The 17597-nt window shown below is 69.6% G+C and carries 12 protein-coding genes; 4 read left to right on the top strand and 8 right to left on the bottom strand.

The window, feature by feature from the left end:
- The first annotated feature begins 43 nt into the window (after positions 1-43).
- The gene (locus ED92_RS29745) at positions 44-1192 is read left to right on the top strand and encodes an EstA family serine hydrolase (protein ID WP_037344075.1); all 1149 of its coding nucleotides are present in this window, start codon (positions 44-46) and stop codon (positions 1190-1192) included.
- Positions 1193-1276: 84 nt separating this feature from the next.
- On the opposite strand, the gene ED92_RS29740 is transcribed toward ED92_RS29745, so the two are convergent.
- A complete protein-coding gene (locus ED92_RS29740; protein WP_037344073.1) occupies positions 1277-3142 on the bottom strand; it encodes an ABC transporter ATP-binding protein in 1866 nt (621 codons plus the stop codon).
- A gap of 146 nt (positions 3143-3288) precedes the next feature.
- Here ED92_RS29740 and ED92_RS29735 point away from each other — a divergent pair, with 146 nt between their 5' ends.
- On the top strand, positions 3289-4590 hold the full coding sequence (locus tag ED92_RS29735; RefSeq protein ID WP_037344072.1) for a glycosyltransferase family 87 protein: 1302 nt from the start codon (positions 3289-3291) through the stop codon (positions 4588-4590).
- On the opposite strand, the gene ED92_RS29730 is transcribed toward ED92_RS29735, so the two are convergent.
- From ED92_RS29730 to ED92_RS29705, 6 genes are all read right to left on the bottom strand, one after another.
- On the bottom strand, positions 4591-4800 hold the full coding sequence (locus ED92_RS29730; protein ID WP_003071237.1) for a helix-turn-helix domain-containing protein: 210 nt from the start codon (positions 4798-4800) through the stop codon (positions 4591-4593).
- A 178-nt stretch (positions 4801-4978) separates the two neighbouring features.
- Positions 4979-6607, bottom strand: a complete 1629-nt coding sequence (locus tag ED92_RS29725) for an ABC-F family ATP-binding cassette domain-containing protein (protein ID WP_037344071.1) — start codon at positions 6605-6607, stop codon at positions 4979-4981.
- Positions 6608-6749: 142 nt separating this feature from the next.
- Positions 6750-7418 (bottom strand): acVLRF1 family peptidyl-tRNA hydrolase, encoded by a 669-nt coding sequence (locus tag ED92_RS29720; RefSeq protein ID WP_037344070.1) that lies wholly within the window; start codon positions 7416-7418, stop codon positions 6750-6752.
- Between the two features lie 90 nt (positions 7419-7508).
- Entirely contained in the window at positions 7509-10379 is a 2871-nt protein-coding gene (locus tag ED92_RS29715) for a S8 family serine peptidase (RefSeq protein WP_037344556.1), read from the bottom strand.
- A gap of 213 nt (positions 10380-10592) precedes the next feature.
- Positions 10593-12155 (bottom strand): deoxyguanosinetriphosphate triphosphohydrolase family protein, encoded by a 1563-nt coding sequence (locus ED92_RS29710; protein WP_037344069.1) that lies wholly within the window; start codon positions 12153-12155, stop codon positions 10593-10595.
- A 118-nt stretch (positions 12156-12273) separates the two neighbouring features.
- Positions 12274-13398: an SMI1/KNR4 family protein gene (locus tag ED92_RS29705; protein ID WP_052120917.1), complete on the bottom strand. Its 1125-nt coding sequence runs from the start codon at positions 13396-13398 to the stop codon at positions 12274-12276.
- 72 nt (positions 13399-13470) lie between these two features.
- Between ED92_RS29705 and ED92_RS29700 the strand changes: the two genes are divergently transcribed.
- Positions 13471-14598: a lycopene cyclase family protein gene (locus tag ED92_RS29700; RefSeq protein ID WP_037344066.1), complete on the top strand. Its 1128-nt coding sequence runs from the start codon at positions 13471-13473 to the stop codon at positions 14596-14598.
- 72 nt (positions 14599-14670) lie between these two features.
- A complete protein-coding gene (locus tag ED92_RS29695) occupies positions 14671-16353 on the top strand; it encodes a GGDEF domain-containing protein (RefSeq protein WP_037344064.1) in 1683 nt (560 codons plus the stop codon).
- Between the two features lie 76 nt (positions 16354-16429).
- Here the strand turns inward: ED92_RS29695 and ED92_RS29690 are convergent, their stop codons facing one another.
- Positions 16430-17590 (bottom strand): sulfotransferase, encoded by a 1161-nt coding sequence (locus tag ED92_RS29690; RefSeq protein WP_037344062.1) that lies wholly within the window; start codon positions 17588-17590, stop codon positions 16430-16432.
- Between the last annotated feature and the right edge of the window lie 7 nt (positions 17591-17597).

Below are 17597 nucleotides of genomic sequence, written 5' to 3'. Positions count from 1 at the left end.
GTCACATACCGACCGGTCGGTGTCCCCACGGGAGGTCCGCGCCATGACCGAGATCAACGGTGACTGCGCGGCGGGCTTCGAACCCGTTCGGGCCGCCTTCGAGGAGAACTTCGCCGGACGCGGTGAGCTCGGCGCCGCGTTCTCGGTGACCCGGCACGGCGAGACCGTGGTCGACCTCTGGGCGGGCTGGGCCGATCCGGACCGGACGATCCCGTGGCGCGCGGACACGCTCACCAACGTCTGGTCGACCACCAAGGGCATGACCGCGCTCTGCGCGCACCACCTCGCCGACGCCGGCGCGCTCGACATCGACGCCCCCGTCGCGAAGTACTGGCCGGAGTTCGCGGCCGCGGGCAAACAGGACATCCCCGTGCGATGGCTGCTCTCGCACCGCTCCGGGGTGACCGGGATCGGCGTCGAGCGGCCGGTCAAGGTCGAGGAACTCTACGACTGGGGCCACATCACCGGACTGCTCGCCGCGCAGCCGCCGCTCTTCGAACCGGGCACGGCCAGCGGCTACCACGCGCTGTCGTTCGGCTTCCTCGTCGGCGAGGTGATCCGCCGGGTGAGCGGCCAGGACGTCCGCGCGTACTTCGCCGAACACATCGCCGGTCCGCTGGACGCGGACTTCCGGATCGGCCTGGACTCCGACGCCGATCTGGCACGCTGCTCCACCCTCGTCGAGCCCGTGCTCAGCGACGAGATGAAGACCGCGCTGACCCAGGCGTTCACCAACGCCGGCCCGGTCGCCCTCGCGGCGCTGGCGAACCCGCGCGTCCAAGGCCGCGACGCCAACGATCCCGCCTGGCGGCGCGCGATCCTGCCCGCTTTGAACGGACACGGCACCGCCCGGGCCATCGCGACCGTCTACGGCGCGGTCGCCTCCGGGCGGCTGCTCTCGGCCGAGGCGCTCGCGACGGCCCGCGAAGGGCAGGGCCGGGAGGCCGACGTCGTCGGCGGGCTGGGCAACGAATGGGCGCTGGGGTTCTACCTCGGCAGCGAGGAACGCGGCTTCGGCCCGAACCCGCGCGCCTTCGGGCACGACGGGCTCGGCGGCTCGTCCGGCGGCGCCGATCCCGAGAGCGGGATCGCCTTCGGCTACACGATGAACCGGATGGGGCCGCTCATGCGGGACGATCCGCGGAAGATGGCGCTGGTGAACGCGACCTTCGCCTCGCCCGCCCTCGCCTGACCGGGCTTCTCATCCACCCGGGCGTGCTAGGAACGGTCCTTTCCTTGCGAAATTTGCAAGGAAAGGACCGTTCCTAGCATCCGGTCACGCGGCCGCAGGCTCCTCCGAGAACTGCGTCAGGTACAGCGACGCGTAGCGACCTTCGCGCGCGAGAAGCTCTTCGTGCGTCCCCCGCTCGACGATCTCCCCGTGCTCGATCACCAGGATCTGGTCCGCCGCCCGCACCGTCGACAGCCGGTGCGCGATGACCAGCGCGGTCCGCCCGTCCAGCGCGTCGGTCAGCGCCTCGCCGACGGCCGCTTCGGACTGCGAGTCCAGATGCGCGGTCGCCTCGTCGAGGACGACGACCTTCGGCTGCGCCAGCAGGAGCCGGGCGATCGTCAGCCGCTGCCGTTCACCACCGGAAAGCCGGTAACCCCGCTCCCCCACCACGGTCTCCAGCCCGTCCGGCAGCTCCCGGATCAGCTCGGCGAGGCGTGCCTTCTCCAGCGCCGACCAGATCTCGTCGTCGGTGACCCCGGGTCGCGCGTACTCGAGGTTCGCGCGGATGGTGTCGTGGAAGAGGTGCCCGTCCTGGGTCACCACACCGACGGTTTCCCGCAGCGAGGCGAAACTCAGCTCACGAACGTCCACATCGGACAAACGGACCGAACCGGCGTCGACGTCGTACAGCCGCGGCAGCAGCGAGGCGATCGTCGACTTGCCGGCGCCCGACGATCCCACCAGTGCCACCATCTGCCCGGGTTCGGCGCGGAAGCTGATGCCGTGCAACACCTCCTCACCACCCCGGTGATCCAAAGTGGACACGTCCTCCAGTGAAGCCAGCGAGTACCGGTCCGCCGCCGGGTAGCCGAACCGGACGTCGGAGAACTCCACCGAAACCGGGCCTTCGGGAACGCGGCGCGGGTCCGGCTTCTCCTCGATCATCGGCTTGAGGTCGAGTACCTCGAAAACCCGCTCGAACGACACCAGCGCGGTCATCACGTCCACGCGGACGTTCGCCAGCGCGGTCAGCGGCGAGTACAGCCTGGTCAGCAGCAACGCCAAGGCCACGACGGTGCCCGGCGCGAGCGCTCCGGTCAGCGCGAGGTAGCCGCCCAGCCCGTAGACCAGCGCCTGCGCGAGCGCGGAGACCGTGGTCAGGCTGGTCAGGAACCAGCGCGTCAGCATCGCCGTGCGGACGCCGATGTCGCGCACCCGTCCGGCCCGCGCGCCGAACTCGCCCGCCTCGCGCTCCGGGTCGCCGAACAGCTTCACCAGCGTCGCGCCCGGCGCGGAGAACCGTTCGGTCATCTGCGTGGTCATCGACGCGTTGAGCCCGCCTGCCTCCCGCTGCAGCCCGGCCATCCGCCGCCCGAGCCGCCGCGTCGGCAGGATGAACACCGGCAGCAGCACCAGTGCCAGCAGGGTGACCTGCCAGGACAGCGTCACCATGACCACCAGCGACAGCGCCAGCTGGATCACGTTGGTGACCAACCCCGACAGCGTGGCGGTGAACGTGCGCTGCGCACCGATGACGTCGTTGTTGAGCCTGCTCACCAGCGCGCCGGTGCGGGTGCGCGTGAAGAACGCGACCGGCATCTTCTGCACGTGGCGGTACACCGCGAGCCGCAGGTCGAGGATGATCCCCTCGCCGATCCTCGACGACTGCGCCCGTTCGGCCAGCCCGAGCCCGGCGTCGATCAGCGCCAGCGCCGCGATCACCACGGCGAGCCACACCACCAGCGCGACGTCGTGCCCGCCGACGATCGCGTCGACCACCTTCCCGGCCAGTACCGGCGTGCTCACCGCCAGCACCGCCGAGACGACGGTGAGCACCAGGAATATCAGCAACCTCCGCCAATGCGGCCTGGCGAACCGTGCGACGCGGCGGAGCGTGCCCTTGTGCAGCCCCTTCGGAACGTCGGCCGACTTCATCGCCGAGTTCATCAGCGTCCACGTGTTGTCCATGAGAACCCTCTCTTCGCCCCCAAAACCTCGATATTAGTCGAGAGTTTTCCCGGATATAAGCATGACCAACACCGGAGCACACCGGATGCTTCCCGGTTTCCGCGTCCTCTTTCCGGCGCAGGTGGCCACGTCGGTAGCCTGAGCCGGTGACCAAGGACCCCGACCGGCGACGACTGACCATCGACCTGGTCTTCTACACGGGCTGCCTGATCTTCGCCGTCGCGAACACGGCGGTCGCGGAATTCTACGGCTATCGCGTGTGGGCGAACTTCGCCGTCGCGGGTTACGGCCTCGCCGTGGTCCACACCGGCTGGCTGACGATCGCCGCGCGGCGCGGCAAGACGCCGCCCGGCGCACTCGGCTCGCGGTGGGTGGGTATCGGCGCCATCGGGTTGTTCGCCATGATCCTTCCGTTGGGAATGCTCGTCATTCGCCGTCTGACCGGAGTGGACTGGCTCGTCACACCCAACTCGTGGGCCGCGCAGCCCGAGGTCTGGGTCATCGAACGCTCGGCGAAACTCCTTCTGGAGAACGGAACCCCGTACGTCGACGTCACCGCGTTCGGTCGCGCGGTGGAAGTAAACGATTACACGCCATACGGTCCCGTGATGACCGTCTTCGGCCTGCCGCGCGCCCTGCTGGGCGGCGGACCGGTCGCGAACGCCCTCACCGACGCCCGCTGGATGTTCGCGCTGGCGGCCGTCGCATGTGTACTGCTGACGCTGCGGTTGCTGAAGTGGCCGAAAATCCCGGTCAGCGCGGCACAACTCGCCCTCGCCTGCCCGCTGACCGCGCTGACCTGGGCGGTCGCCGGCCCGGATCTGGCCATCGTGGGGCTGCTGGTGCTGTCCTTCGCGCTGGCCTCGACGGGCCGCGCGGTCCTGTCGGGTCTGGTGCTGGCACTGGTGGTCAGCGCGAAACTCATCGTCGCGCCGGCGATCGTGGTGCTCGGTGTCCTGTTGATCACGCGGCGTGGTCCTCGCGCACTGGGCGGATTCGCCGCGGCACTCGTGGTGACGACCCTCGTCCTGCACGTACCCGTCTATCTGGTGGACCCCAAGGCGTTCGTCGAGCACGTCTTCCGGTTCCCGATGGGAATCGGCGTGATCAAGTCACCGGCGGCGAGCCCGTTGCCCGGCCACCTCATCGCCTCGCTCGGCCCGGTGGGCACGGCGGTTTCCTTCGCCCTGCTCGGGATCGCGGCCGTCGCGATCCTGGTCTGGCTGCTGCGACGCCCGCCCGCGACCGGTTCGGACGCGTTGCTGCGCATGGCCGTCGGGCTGGTCGCGCTGATCATGCTCACTCCGGCGACACGGTACGGCTACCTGGTGTATCCGCTGGTCCTGCTCGGTGCCAGGCTGGCCTTCCTCGCCGCGGAAACCCGTGAAACAGCGGTCCCTGGAAAGGGAACTGCGCCCCCCGCGCAGCAGTCCGCTACTTCCTCGTGACTACTTCTTCTTGACCCTGGTGGCACCGCCACGGCCGCGCAGCTGGACGCCGGACTCCGAGAGGACCCGGTGCACGAACCCGTACGAGCGACCCGTGGACTCCGCGAGGGCGCGGATGCTCGAGCCCTTCTCGTATTTCTTCTTCAGGTCAGCGGCCAGCTTGTCACGCGTGTTGCCGGTGATCCGCGCGCCTTTCTTGAGATCAGCCACGTCGATCGCCTTCCCGCCGAGAGTGTTCTGGGCCACATAACGGCCCCTGTCGCCGCAATGATCGAACACTGAGCGCCGGAATGCCAGACGACGAGCGCAAAACTGCTGAAACCGCGATCACATTGGGCCATTTCAGTGGCCGGATGGCATCGATCAAGCACCCGAACGGACGCAGGCCTCACGCAAGCTGGACAAGTTCCAGATAATCCGCCGACCAATGGTCCTCGGTTCCGTCCGGCAGGAGGATCACGCGTTCCGGCTCCAGCGCCTCGACCGCGCCCGGGTCGTGCGTCACCAGGACCACCGCTCCGGCGAAGCTGCGCAAAGCGTCCAGGACCTGGGCGCGGCTGGCCGGGTCCAGGTTGTTCGTCGGCTCGTCGAGCAGCAAAACGTTGGCAGCGCTGGACACCAGACCGGCGAGCGCGAGCCGCGTCTTCTCACCGCCGGAGAGCGTGCCGGCGGGCTGATCGAGCTGCTCGCCGGTGAACAGGAACGAGCCGAGAAGGTTCCGCAACTCCTGCGCGCCGGTGTCCGGCGCGAGGTGACGGATATTTTCCCACACGGACGCATCGTGGTCGAGCGTTTCGTGTTCCTGTGCGTAATAGCCCAAACGCAACCCGTGACCTGGAATGGTCTCGCCGGTATCCGGAGTTTCCATTCCGCCGAGCAGGCGGAGCAGAGTCGTCTTTCCGGCACCGTTCAATCCGAGCACGACGACCTTCGACCCACGGTCGATGGCGAGGTCGACGCCGGTGAAGATCTCGAGCGATCCGTAGGACTTCGAGAGCCCCTCCGCGGTGAGCGGGGTCCGGCCGCACGGGGCGGGCTCGGGGAACTTGATCCGGGCGACCTTGTCGGCCTGCCGGGTCTCGTCGAGCGCGGACAGCATCTGCTCGGCGCGGCGGGCCATGTTCTTGGCGGCCACGGCCTTCGTCGCCTTGGCACCCAGTTTGGCGGCCTGCTGCTGCAGCGCGGACGCCTTCTTCTCGGCGTTCGTGCGCTCACGGCGGCGGCGCTTCTCGTCGGTGGCGCGCGCGTCGAGATAGCGCTGCCAGCCCATGTTGTAGAGGTCGAGCTCGCCGCGGGTCGCGTCGAGGAACCAGACCTTGTTGACCACGTCCGCGAGCAGTTCGACGTCGTGGCTGATGACCACGAGACCGCCGTCGTGCTGCTTCAGGAAGCCGCGAAGCCAGTTGATGGAGTCGGCGTCGAGGTGGTTGGTGGGCTCGTCGAGCAGCAGGATCGTCTCGGATTTGCCGCCCGCGCCCGCTTCGGCGGCGGCGAACAGGATCCGGGCCAGCTCCACGCGGCGGCGCTGACCACCCGAGAGCGTCTGCAGCGTCTGCGCGAGCACCCGGTCGGCGAGGCCGAGGTTGGAACAGATCCGCGCGGCCTCGCTCTCGGCGGCGTACCCACCGAGAGAGGCGAAGCGCTCTTCGAGACGGCTGTAGCGGTTGACCGCCTTGTCGCGTTCCTTCTCGTCCACCAGCTCCGACATCGCGTTCTGCGCTTTTTCCATGTTGCGCAGCAAGGAGTCGAGGCCGCGAGCGGAGAGCACGCGGTCCTTCGCGGTGACGGACAGGTCGCCCTCACGCGGGTCTTGCGGGAGGTAGCCGAGCTCGCCGCTGCGGCGGACTTCGCCCGCGTACGGCTCGCCCTCCCCCGCCAGGACCTTGAGCGAGGTGGTCTTGCCGGCGCCGTTGCGGCCGACCAGGCCGATGCGGTCGCCCTGCTGGATGCGGACGTTGGTGTCGTCGAGCAGGATGCGCGAACCAGCGCGCAGCTGCAGGCCAGAGGCCGTGATCACGGGAACTCCCGGTACAAGGGGTGGATGAGCGGACAGCTTCGACTCGCCGGCCGACGGGCCGGCGAGGAGCTACTCCAAGAGGATGTCCACGCGATCAGTGTACGGGCCGGTGTCGAACGGTTTTATCCGACCGTGCCCGACGTCACGGCCCGGCGAGGGTGATTTCGACCGCTACTGCCCGCTCCGCCGCGTCCTCGAGCACCGTGCGGCGTGGTTCCGGGATGTCGAGAACGCGGGGTTCGGCACGCTCGAACAACGGCGCCAACCGCCGGTCCTCGCGCAGGGTTTCCAAGGCGCGGCGGTCACCGCCGAGCACGACGGCGTCCACTTCGGACAGTTGAGGGACGAGCACCTCGAAGGCGTCTTCCGCGGCGGAACGCAGCGCTGTGCGGACTTGCCCTTCCCGACGCCGCGCGAACCGCTGCTGCGACCAGCCGCCCGCCGCGGACCGGCCCTGGACGAGATGACGGTCCGTCCTGGACTGGACGACCACTCCCCCGCGCGCGATCCCGACACTGTGCCCGCCGCGGCGCACCAGCAGAAGCGCGATCCTCCGCGAGATCAGTGCGTGCTCGACGAGCGGGCCGACGACCAGTCCCGTCATCGTTCCTTCCGCCTTCAACGGTCCGAAAGGGACGGTCGCGACGGCGACGACGCCGTTCTCCGCGACGACCGTGACGGTGTCCGGCTTCAGTTCCGTCGAGCGGACGCCTTCGTTGCGGACGGCGAAGCGCGCGTACCAGCCTTCGAGCCGATCCGGGGCGACCTCGACCGCCCGGCCTCCGCCCGCCACCTGCCGCTCCCTCGCCATGGGTCCAACGTACGGTATCCAACGCGCGTGAAGGCCTCCTTCCCTCGGCTGAGCCGAGGGAAGGAGGCCTTCACGCGCATGACCGGAGGACTAGACCGGCTTCACCGGCCCCTTCCCCACCGACTTCCCGACACCCGCGGGCCGCTCGGCCACGCCGGGCTGCACGAAACCGTTGATGTGCAAGGAGATCGAGCGGATCGAACCGGTGTCGCCACCGGCGACGTCGACCGCGGTGAACTTCCACGTGCCGTCGGCCGCCGCACCGACCAGGCCGCCGAGCGCCTGCGCCGGCTTGTAGGTGCCGGTGAACGGCGCGTTCGCCGCGCTCACCGAGCTGAACGCGGCGGCCGCGTTGTCGGCGAAGACGACCTGGCACAGGTTGTTGCCCGAGCCGCCGCTGCGCTGGAACACGGTCGCCTTCGCGCCCGCGGGCGACGTCAGCGTGCCGACCAGGTCACCGACGTACGAGTGGTTGATGCCCACGGTCGCCGAGGTCTGGTCGGTGTTGCAGGTCGCGCCGTCCACCGAGAACGTCAGCTTCGACGCGCGCCCGACACCGCTCACCGTGATCGGCACCGTCACGCCGGTCGGATCGCTGTCCGGGATCGCCACCGCGTCACCGGCGTAGGCGAAGTTCTGCGTCACCGGCGACGGGGTGCCGACCGGCAGCGAGAACGTGGACGTCGTCGGCGAGTACGAACCCGCGAAGGTCACGCGCGCGTTCAGCACCACCGGCACCCCGAGTTCCTGCGTGGCGGGAACGGTGATGGTGAAGTCGTTCACGCCGGTCTGCCCGGGGCTGATCGTGCCGTACGACTTCGACCGCGGCGCCACCGTGACACCGGGGGTCGGGCTGGAGAGCACGACGCTGGTGGACGTCGCGGTGCCGTCGCCGCGGTTGGTCACCGGCAGGGTCACCTTGGCGGTGTCGCCCGGGTCGAGCGCGGATCCACCGTCGGCCGGGGTGACCGTCGGCTGGCCCGCGGACGCGAGCGGCTGCGGGCTGGCACCGGCGTAGGCGAGCACCTTGTCGGCGAGGATGACGCCCGCGCCGCTGGAGTTGTCGCGGCCGGGGGCCAGGATGTCGACGGCGGTGTTGATCAGCGCTTCACGCACCTCGGCCGGGGGCAGCCCCGGGTTGCCCGAGAGCACCAGGCCCGCGATCGCGGCGGCATGCGGCGCGGCGGCCGACGTGCCGTAGAACGTGGTGAAGCCGGTGACGCTGGTGGAGACGCCGTCGGCCGCGGTGATGTCCGGCTTGGCGCGGACCTCACCACCGGTCCCGGACACGTTGCCGGGAGTGATCGGGGTGCCGTCGGCCTGGTAGAACACCCGCCGCGGACCGTCCGAAGTGAACCGTTCGACCTTCGAGCCCGGGCCGAACGCCGCCGGGAACGGGCCCGCCGGGTTGGCCGGGTCGCCCGGTTCGAGGGCACGGGGGAACGCCTTGGCGGCGGGGGCCGCCGCGACACTGAACGCGTCCCGCGCGGCCGAGTGGCCCACGGTCACGCCGGGTTTGGTGTAGGCCTTGAGACCGTCGGCCGAATCGGTGAACCGGCCGCGCAGCGCGGACAGCGAAAGGTAGCGGCCCTCACCGGAGAACTTGACGATGGCCAGCCGCAGCCCGGCGACACCCGTGGTGTCCACCCGTTCGTAGGCGTCCTGGGTGCCGGTCTGGACGTCCTGGCTGAAGTCGACGACGTTGCCCGCCGCGTTCAGCAGGTACAGGTCGTAGTCGTTGTTCGAGCGGCCCAGCGGGTCCGACCAGAACAACGTGACCGGCACCCGGCCCGAAGCGCTCGAGATCGGCTGGAAGATCTGGTTGCCCGCCGCACCGGCGAAGTTGTGCGCGGTCCCGGCGTACTTGCCGATGCTCTTGCCGGAGTCGACGAAGTCGCCTTCCCAGTGGCCCGAAGTGCCGTCGGCGACATTGCCCTCGTTACCGGCCGAGGAGAAGTACAGCGCGCCGTTCGCGGTCACGTCGTTCACGGCCTGGGCGATGATCCAGTCCTGGAACGGGGATTCCTTGAAATACAGGACATCGTCGACGATGACGTCGCAGTGCGCGTCGAAGCGCAGCTTGCGGATGTTGTCGGCGAAACTGGCGTCGGAGTTGAACGCGCTGGCGAAACCGAGTGCCGCGTTCGGCGCGAGATCGTGGATGATCTCGAGCATCGCGGTGCCCTCGTCACCGTCGCCTTCCTGGCCGGGGATCACGTCGACGCCCGCCGGGAGTTCGCCGCGTGCCTGCGAGGTCGCGAGCGAGTCGATGCCGTCGGACAGCGCGCAGATCTTGGTGCCGACCCCGGTGACGCCGAACTGCTGGCGGGCGGTGTCGGCGTTGTGCGCGCGGTCGCCTTCACTGTTCGTCGGCCCGGCCGCGATACCGACCTGTCCCTTGGCCTCGACGGCCTTCTTCAGCTCGTCCGCGATCCGGGCGGCCTTCTCCTCCTTGCTTTCCCGCTTGCCCGCGGTGGCGGGCTCGGCGAGCTGGCGGGCGGTGAACGCCTCGTTGGCGGTCTCGACCTTCTTGACGTCGGCGCGGGCCGCGATCGACGGCACCGCGTTCAGCGGAACCTCGGCGCGGACACTGCCGTACCGCTCGGAGACCGCGCGGATCCCCGCACCGGATTCACGCAGTCCCTTGAGGAGTTCTTCCGAAACCTGGCCCCGGATGTCCACGAGTACGGTGCCGGCCGCGGAGACATTCGCCCCAGACCCCAGTGCGGGAACCGCGGAGGCCGACATCCGCTGCGCGCGGAGTTTCTGTTCGACGAGCAGCCGGCTGTCCACTTTGGACTCGCCGGCGTTCTGGCTCTTCTTGATCGACTGCAGTGCCTCGATCTGCCGGACGGTGTTCTCCGAGAACGCGTCCGGGGACTGCGTGGTCTCCGCCATCGCGACGGGCGGGCTCACCAGGCCGAGCGCGGTGACGAGGGCCGCGGTGCCCGCGGTCAGGATCGTTCTTCTTCTCCTACTAGAACGGGTTGGACGCACGTGCGCCTCCGATTCCTAGGCGCGTGCCCCGACTCACGCTGACCGACGCCGGCGATCACCGGCTGGATCAAGCTAAGTACCGGGCGCGCACCGGCGGCAGGAGCCGTTCGGGTGACGTCGGATGGATAATTTCCGGATTCGGCCGCAGGTCGTGGGCCGTTCAGGGTAATCGTGTCGTTACAGGACGAACGAGTCCGACCAAGGCTGCGAAGCACGGCCAGACAAGCCGTCCAAAAGGGTCACCGCCTGTTTGTCCGTCAGCGACGCCACGAAGTCGACGACCGCCCTCCCCCGCGCCAGGCCCCGGACGGCGTCCGCGCCGGTGACCGGTTCCCCGGTCGCTCCGATGAGCAGTTCCGGCGACGTCCGCGCCAACGCGGAGAACTCGGACTGCGCCAGTTCCACCAGATCGTGCAGCCGTCGCGGGAGGCGATAGAACTCGTCGCGGTCGAGCAGCCACGCGTCGAGCGCGTCGACCAAGGTGGTCACCAGGCTCGCCTGTCCGCGTTGGTGCAGCGCGAGTTCCGGGCGCAGCAGGACGAACCGCCGGTGCACGAACTTCAGCACCTGCACCTCGTGCCACTGCGCGGGACGCAGCGTGAGATGCCCTGTCCGGGTGGAGGGCGACGCCACCACCTGGACGCCGTCGACGAGTCGCGCGGTCCATTTCGCGGAGAAGGCGGCGGTGGCCTGTTCGGCCTCGATGGAACCGTCGAACCCGGTGGCGAGCAAACCGTCGACGAGTTCGTCGCGCACACGGGCGACGGCGCTGGTGAAGGCGTCGTCGTCGACGATCCACCCGTCCTTGGCGTGCATCCGGCGGCGCAGCCGTTCCAGCGAACGGCCGGGCAGCCGCCGTTCGGCGGTCAGGGTCGCGTCGTCCAGCGCGGCCAGTTCCGCCGCGTGGTCGGCCCAGCCGGTGAACTCGGCGGCGACCGGGGCGTGCTGCAGGACACCGATCCGGTGGAAGTCCTGGAGATCGTGGATGGCGTACGCGATGTCGTCGGCGGTGTCCATCACGGACGCTTCGACGGTCTGCTGCCAAGGCTCGATCCGGCCGGCGAACGGGGCCCGCGCCTGGGTGAAGTCGTCGAGTTCGGTGCTGTAGGCGGAGAACTTGCTCGCGCCGGTGCCGGGGGCGTCGGCCGGTTCGGCGGCGCCGCGTGGCTGGACGTCCATCGACGTCGGATGCGGATCGGGTACGTGCAACCGCGCCCACGGGTATTTCAGCACCGCGGCGCGCACCGCCGTGGTGAGGTCCAGACCGGAGGCGGACGGGCCGCGCACGTCGGTCGTGGTGATGATCCGGAACGACTGCGCGTTGCCTTCGAAACCGTCGGCGAGGCCGAACCGATGCCGGGCGATCCGGTCCAGGGTCTGCTCGCCGAGATGCCCGAACGGCGGATGCCCCAGATCGTGCGCGAGCGAGGCGGCCTCGGCGACGTCCGGGTCACAACCGCCCAGTTTCGCGGCGAGCTCGGCCGAATCGCTGGCGGAATTGATCCGCTCGGCGATCGCGCGGGCGACCTGCGCGACCTTGAGGCTGTGGGTGAGGCGGTTGTGCAGGAGACCGGAACCGCCGGCGCTGACCACCTGCGTCACGCCGCCGAGCCGCGCGAAGAAGGGCGACGCGGCGATCCGGTCCCGGTCGATCCGGAACGGGCTCGTGGCGAGGTCGGTGAACCCGGCGCTCTCGCTCGCCGGATCGCGTCGCCACGTCCTCGGGTCCGTCTGTTCCATGCGCAACACCGTATCCGTCGGGGCGGCGTGATGAGATGTCAAGGGTGCCCGGAGCCGACGTCGGCCGGCCACTTCGGCGGCCACCACCTCCTGTCGCAAATCTAAGCGCGACCGTGACTCACCAGTGGGACTCGGTGGTCCACGGTTCGAACACGGCGAACTGGAGCACGTCGTCGTCCTCGTCCAACCCGGAGAGGCCCGCGCTGCTGAAGTTGCCGCGTAACCACTCCAGCAATGTAGTTATCAGCCCGTACGGCAGGGGTGGGCCTTCGCGGTCGTGCCGTGGCACGATGGCCAGCGGCCACTCGTCTGGGTCGCCCGCCGTCAACCAGCCGAGGATGTCCCCGTCGATGGAATTGGCGAAGGGGAGAAACCCGCCGTGCTCTGGCCAGACGGCGAATGAATGGAATTCCGGGAAGCTCACCCGAAGCCGGCTGTAGCCATCGAGGTAGTCGGTCGCGTGTGCGGGGTACTTGGCGGGGTCCAACGGTGTGAAGAACCGAAGGAACTCGCCCCAGCATCCGGCACCGTAGTGACTCATGAGTGTCACGTAGTCCGACGGCAGCCGAGTGCCGAGTTCGACGAACAGTTCCTCCCACCTGCGACTGCCCAGATACGGCGTGGCCGGCGGAGGCACCAGCTGAACCAGTGCGTCCAGGCCGGTCCCGGTGGTGGCAGCCGCGCGGCGAAATGGGTCCTCGGGCGGGGGCGGCGAAGGCGGCGTCCAAGCGACCGCATCGGAGAGGAGCGCGGTTCGCCGCGCGGTCGCCGGCAATGGTCCCAGCGATCGACCGCCGTTCAGGCGCAACCCCTCACCGACGACGACGTCAAGCAGGTCCGCCAGCGGCATCCCGCAGTTGACCCACGGATCGGTGTGGTTGCGACGGTCGAACACGACGACCGGCCACAGGTCGGGATCTGCCGAAACAGAGGTGTCCCAGAACAGGTCTTGCGACGCGCGGGTCGTCCCCCACGCGAACAGGCCGCCCGGTGCAGGGTGGAACTGGGGCACCTCGATTCCCTGATGTCGCGACGAGATCCGGGCGAACCTATGGGTGTCGGACAGCCAGTCGCCGTAGTCGAACCGATCAGGCTGTGAGCACGGCACATGGAGCCAGACGAACTCGCCGATGTCCAACGGGCCATGGGCCGCCAACGCTTTGTAATCAGCGGGCAGAGTCAACCCAAGCCACGATTGGACAGCGTCCCAGTCGATCGGGACCGGCTGTCCAGAGATCTGCATGATCGGATCCTCTCGCGCCGATGCCGCAGCCGGCTACGGAAATCCGAAAAGGCGCTTTGAGACACTGCCAAGGTGGCGGACGTGGTGATCGCGGGTGGCGGCCCGGCGGGCCGGGCGCTCGCGCGTGCCTGCGCCCGGCGCGGCCTGGCGACGGTCCTGATCGACCCGGCGCCGGGCAGGCGCTGGCGGGCGACCTACGGGCTGTGGGCCGACGAGCTGCCCGCGCTGCCGACCAGCGCCGTCGCGTGCGCGCCGTCGGCCACGCTCGCCTTCGGGACCGGACCGCACGTCCTCGACCGCCGCTACCTGGTGGTGGACAACGACGGCCTGCGCCGGTGGCTGGACGAGGGCTACGACGTCGTCGCCGGGACGGTGTCCGGCGTGGACCACGGACGGCTGGGCTCTTCGGTGCGCCTGGAGGACGGCCGGGTCCTCGCGACGGGTCTGTACGTGGACGCCACCGGCGCCCGGCCGGGCGGGAACCGGTACGAACAGACGGCGTTCGGCGTCGTCCTCCCCGCCGAGGACGCGCTGCGCCTGGTCGACCGCCCGGACACCGCCGTGTTCATGGACTGGCGGGACACGGAGTCCGGATTCCTCTATGTACTGCCGCTCGGCGACGGCACCGTCCTGGTCGAGGAGACCTCGCTCGCCCGCAAACCAGGGCTGCCTCTGGATGTCCTGGCGGCGCGGTTGCGCGCCCGGCTCCGGGCCGTCGGGCTGAGGTCCCACGGGCGTGAGGAACGCGTGCGGATCGTGCTCGACCTGCCCGCGCCCCGGCGTCGGCGGACGGTGCCGTTCGGGGCCGCCGGAGCGCTGGTGCATCCGGCGACCGGGTACAGCGTCGCGACGTCGATGCGGCTCGCGGAGCCGGTCGCGGACGCCGTCGTCCAGGTTTGGGATCGAGGTCCCGCCGCGGTGGCGTCGGCCGCGCATCGGGCGCTGTGGCCGTCCTCGGCACGCACCGTGCACGGATTGCGACGGCATGGACTGCGCGCGTTGTGCGGGATGCCGCCCGATCTGATCCCGGTGTTCTTCGACCTGTTCTTCACGTTGCCCACGGAGCTCCAGCGCGCTTTCACGAGCGGTCGCGAAGATGTTTCGGGTACGACTGAAGCAATGTCGGCACTTTTCCGATTGTCACCGTGGCAAGTAAGAAAACACCTGATCGGGTGGCGTGCGTTACGCCGTTCTAGGTAACCCAGGTGCCTTCGCGATGAACATCAGTTGACACGTGTTTTGTTTCGCGCCGTCACCCGCGAACATGCGCTTGTGACGTTGCAGATCGCTGTCCGCTTCGCTTACCAGCCGTTGTACAGCCTGCACACCGGTGGCGTCGTCGCGTTCGAAGCCTTGGCGCGGCCGGGCCGTGGGACCGCCCACGAGTTGCTCGCCGATGCCCGGCGCAACGGCAGGCTGGCCGAGGTCGACGTCGGGCTGGCCGCCGAGGCCGTCCGGCAGCTGCGCGAACCGCAGGCCGCCCTCCCCCTGCACCTGAACCTGTCCGCGCGCACGGTGGCGGCGCCGCCGTCGCAGTTCGACCCGCTGACCGACGCGCTCAGCCTGGCGGGCCGCCGGACCAGGGACGTGGTGCTGGAGATCGGGCCACCGTTCACGCAGATCCCCGCCGACCTGCTGCTGACCGGTATGCGGCGGCTCACCGAACTCGGTTTCCGGCTCGCGCTCGACGGCCTCGGCCGCGGCGACCTCCCGCTGACGCTGCTCGCTTCGGCACCCGTCGACCTGGTGAAACTGGACCGCAGCGTGCTGCGGGGGCTGCCGCACGACCCGGCCGCCGTCGCGGTGGTCGAAGCGGTGCTGCACTTCGCGTCGCGCACCGACAACCGCCTGGTCGCGACCGGGCTGGAGACCACGGAGCAGCTGGAATCCGCCCGGCGGCTCGGCGTGCGGATCGCGCAGGGCAATCTGCTCGCCCCGCCGGACGGCGACCACGCGCCGCTGCCCGCGCCGGACGCGCCGGGCCCGTTCATCCCCGGCACCGCCCGCGCCCGCCGCGTCGGCGACTTCCTCCGGCCCGCGACCACGCTGCCGGAAGACGCGACCTGCGACGACGTACGCGAGGTGCTGGCCGCCGCCGACGGCCCGAGCGGCATCGTCGGCATCGACGACCGCCACCGTCCACAGTGGTCGATCGACCGGACCCGGTTCCTGGTCGCGGTCACCGGGTTGTACGGCCACGCCCTGCACGCCAAACGGCCGGCGTCGCGGCTGGCCGACCGGCCGCACACGATCCACGCCGACGCGAGCGCGCTCGAATTCCTCGAACTGGTCACCGACGCGGACTGGGGTCGCACCGGGGACGACGTCGTCGTGGTCGACGACCGCGGCCGGTGCGTCGGTGTGGTGCTGGTGAACGAGGTCGTCCGCGGGGTCGCGGAGGCGAAGGTCGAGGAGGCGGTCTCGCTGAGCCCGCTGACCCGTCTGCCCGGCAGCGACGCGGTCGCGAGGGACGTCGACCGCCGGATCAACGCGCGGGAGCCGTTCGTCGCGGCCTGGCTGGACGTCGATTCGTTCAAGACGGTCAACGACACCGCCGGATTCGCCGCGGGCGACGACCTGATCCGCACGCTCGGCCGGACGCTCACCGATCTGGAGGCCCGGCTGCGCCGGATGCGCGTCAGCCACGTGGGCGGGGACGATTTCCTGATCGCCTGCGACGTCGACGAGATCGGCACGGTCGCCACCGCGCTGCTGGACACGCCGTGGTCGGCCGACGGGCTCCCGGTGACGGTCTCGCTGGCGACCCTGGTGTGCGGGAACGGCGCCATCCGGTCCTACAAGGACGCTTCCCGGCTGCTGGCACCGTTGAAGAAGCAGGCCAAGGAGGTGCCCGGGTCGAGCTGGGTGCTCGGGCGACCGGGTTCGGACCGGGTCGAAGTGCTGCGCGGGATCACGACGCGCGGCCTGCCCTCGCAACGCGTCGCCGGCTTCTGACCCCTTCCGCATTTCGTCCTCTGAATGCGTTCCTTGCGCGTGCAAGTACCGCATTCAGAGGACGAAATGCGGGAGGTCAGAGGTCGTAGGCGGCGCGGTAGGCCGAGAAGCGTTCGTCGACCTCGCCGGCGGTGAGCCCGAAGTCCGCGAGGTCGTACCGGTGCACGGGTTTCCTTTCCCCGGAACGACTTTCGGCGTGCACGACGGTCATCGCGTCCCGCGCGGCGTCGCTCAGCGGGAGGCCGAAATGCCGGTAGACGCCCTCGACCGTGCCGATCGGGTCGGCGACGAAATCCTCGTACCGCACATCGCAGAATTGCGCGGGATCATGCCGTTTCCGCGCCTCCAAAGACTTTTCCGCACCCCGCGCCCAGAGATCCAGCTGGCTCCGGCCGATCACGCCGCCGCGGAAGACGTCTGACCAGCCCTCCGAAGCCTGCTCGTTCAGGCTGCACACGGACGCGACGATGGTGCTCGGCGCGCGATGGGTCTGGACGATCAGCGCGTCCGGGTACACCTCCAGCAGCGCGTCGAGCGCGAAAAGATGGCTCGGGTTCTTGAGCACCCAGCGGCGCCCGGCGTCGGGCAGGCCGATGAGCTGCAGGTTGCGCCGGTGCCTGCGATAGGCGTCGGTCCAGCTCTGCCCGTCCAGCCAGCGCGAGTACGACGGCACGTGCGCGAGGCATTCGTAGGACACCGATTTCAGGGACTGCCGCAGCAGCTGCCAGCATTCCTCGACCTGGTCGGCGGACATGTGGTGCAGCCCCATGAACTCGGGATGCTCGACGTGATGCTTCTCGTAGCCCGCCTGGATCCCTTGGAAGACCGGGTTTTCCGCCCACGTCTCCCGTGGCGGGCGCGGTTGCGGCACCTCGGTCAGCCAAACCTCCAGCCCTTGGTGCGCCGGATCCTCGGTGAGCAGCCGGTGCAGCGCCGTGGTCCCGGTGCGTGGCAGGCCGGTGACGAAGATGGGCCGTTCGATGGGAACCTCGGCGTACTCCGGGTTCTGCTTCCAAGACGCCTCGCTCAGGGACCTCGCCACCAGGGCACCGCGCAGGAACGCACGATGGATCTTGTTGCCGTACGGGGTCAAACCCGCCTCGCGGGCGTACGAGTCCAGCAGCACGCGGAGACCTTCGAGATGGTCTTCGCCACCGAAGTCGTCCAACCCGGTGAGCTTCGCCGCCGACGCGTGCAGATCTTCCACGGTGCCGACGTTTTCCCGCCCTGGCAGCATGTTCTCC

This window comes from Amycolatopsis sp. MJM2582 (genome assembly GCF_000754115.1).
GTDB classification, from domain to species: domain Bacteria; phylum Actinomycetota; class Actinomycetes; order Mycobacteriales; family Pseudonocardiaceae; genus Amycolatopsis; species Amycolatopsis japonica.
This window is presented reverse-complemented; position numbering and strand designations above follow the sequence as displayed.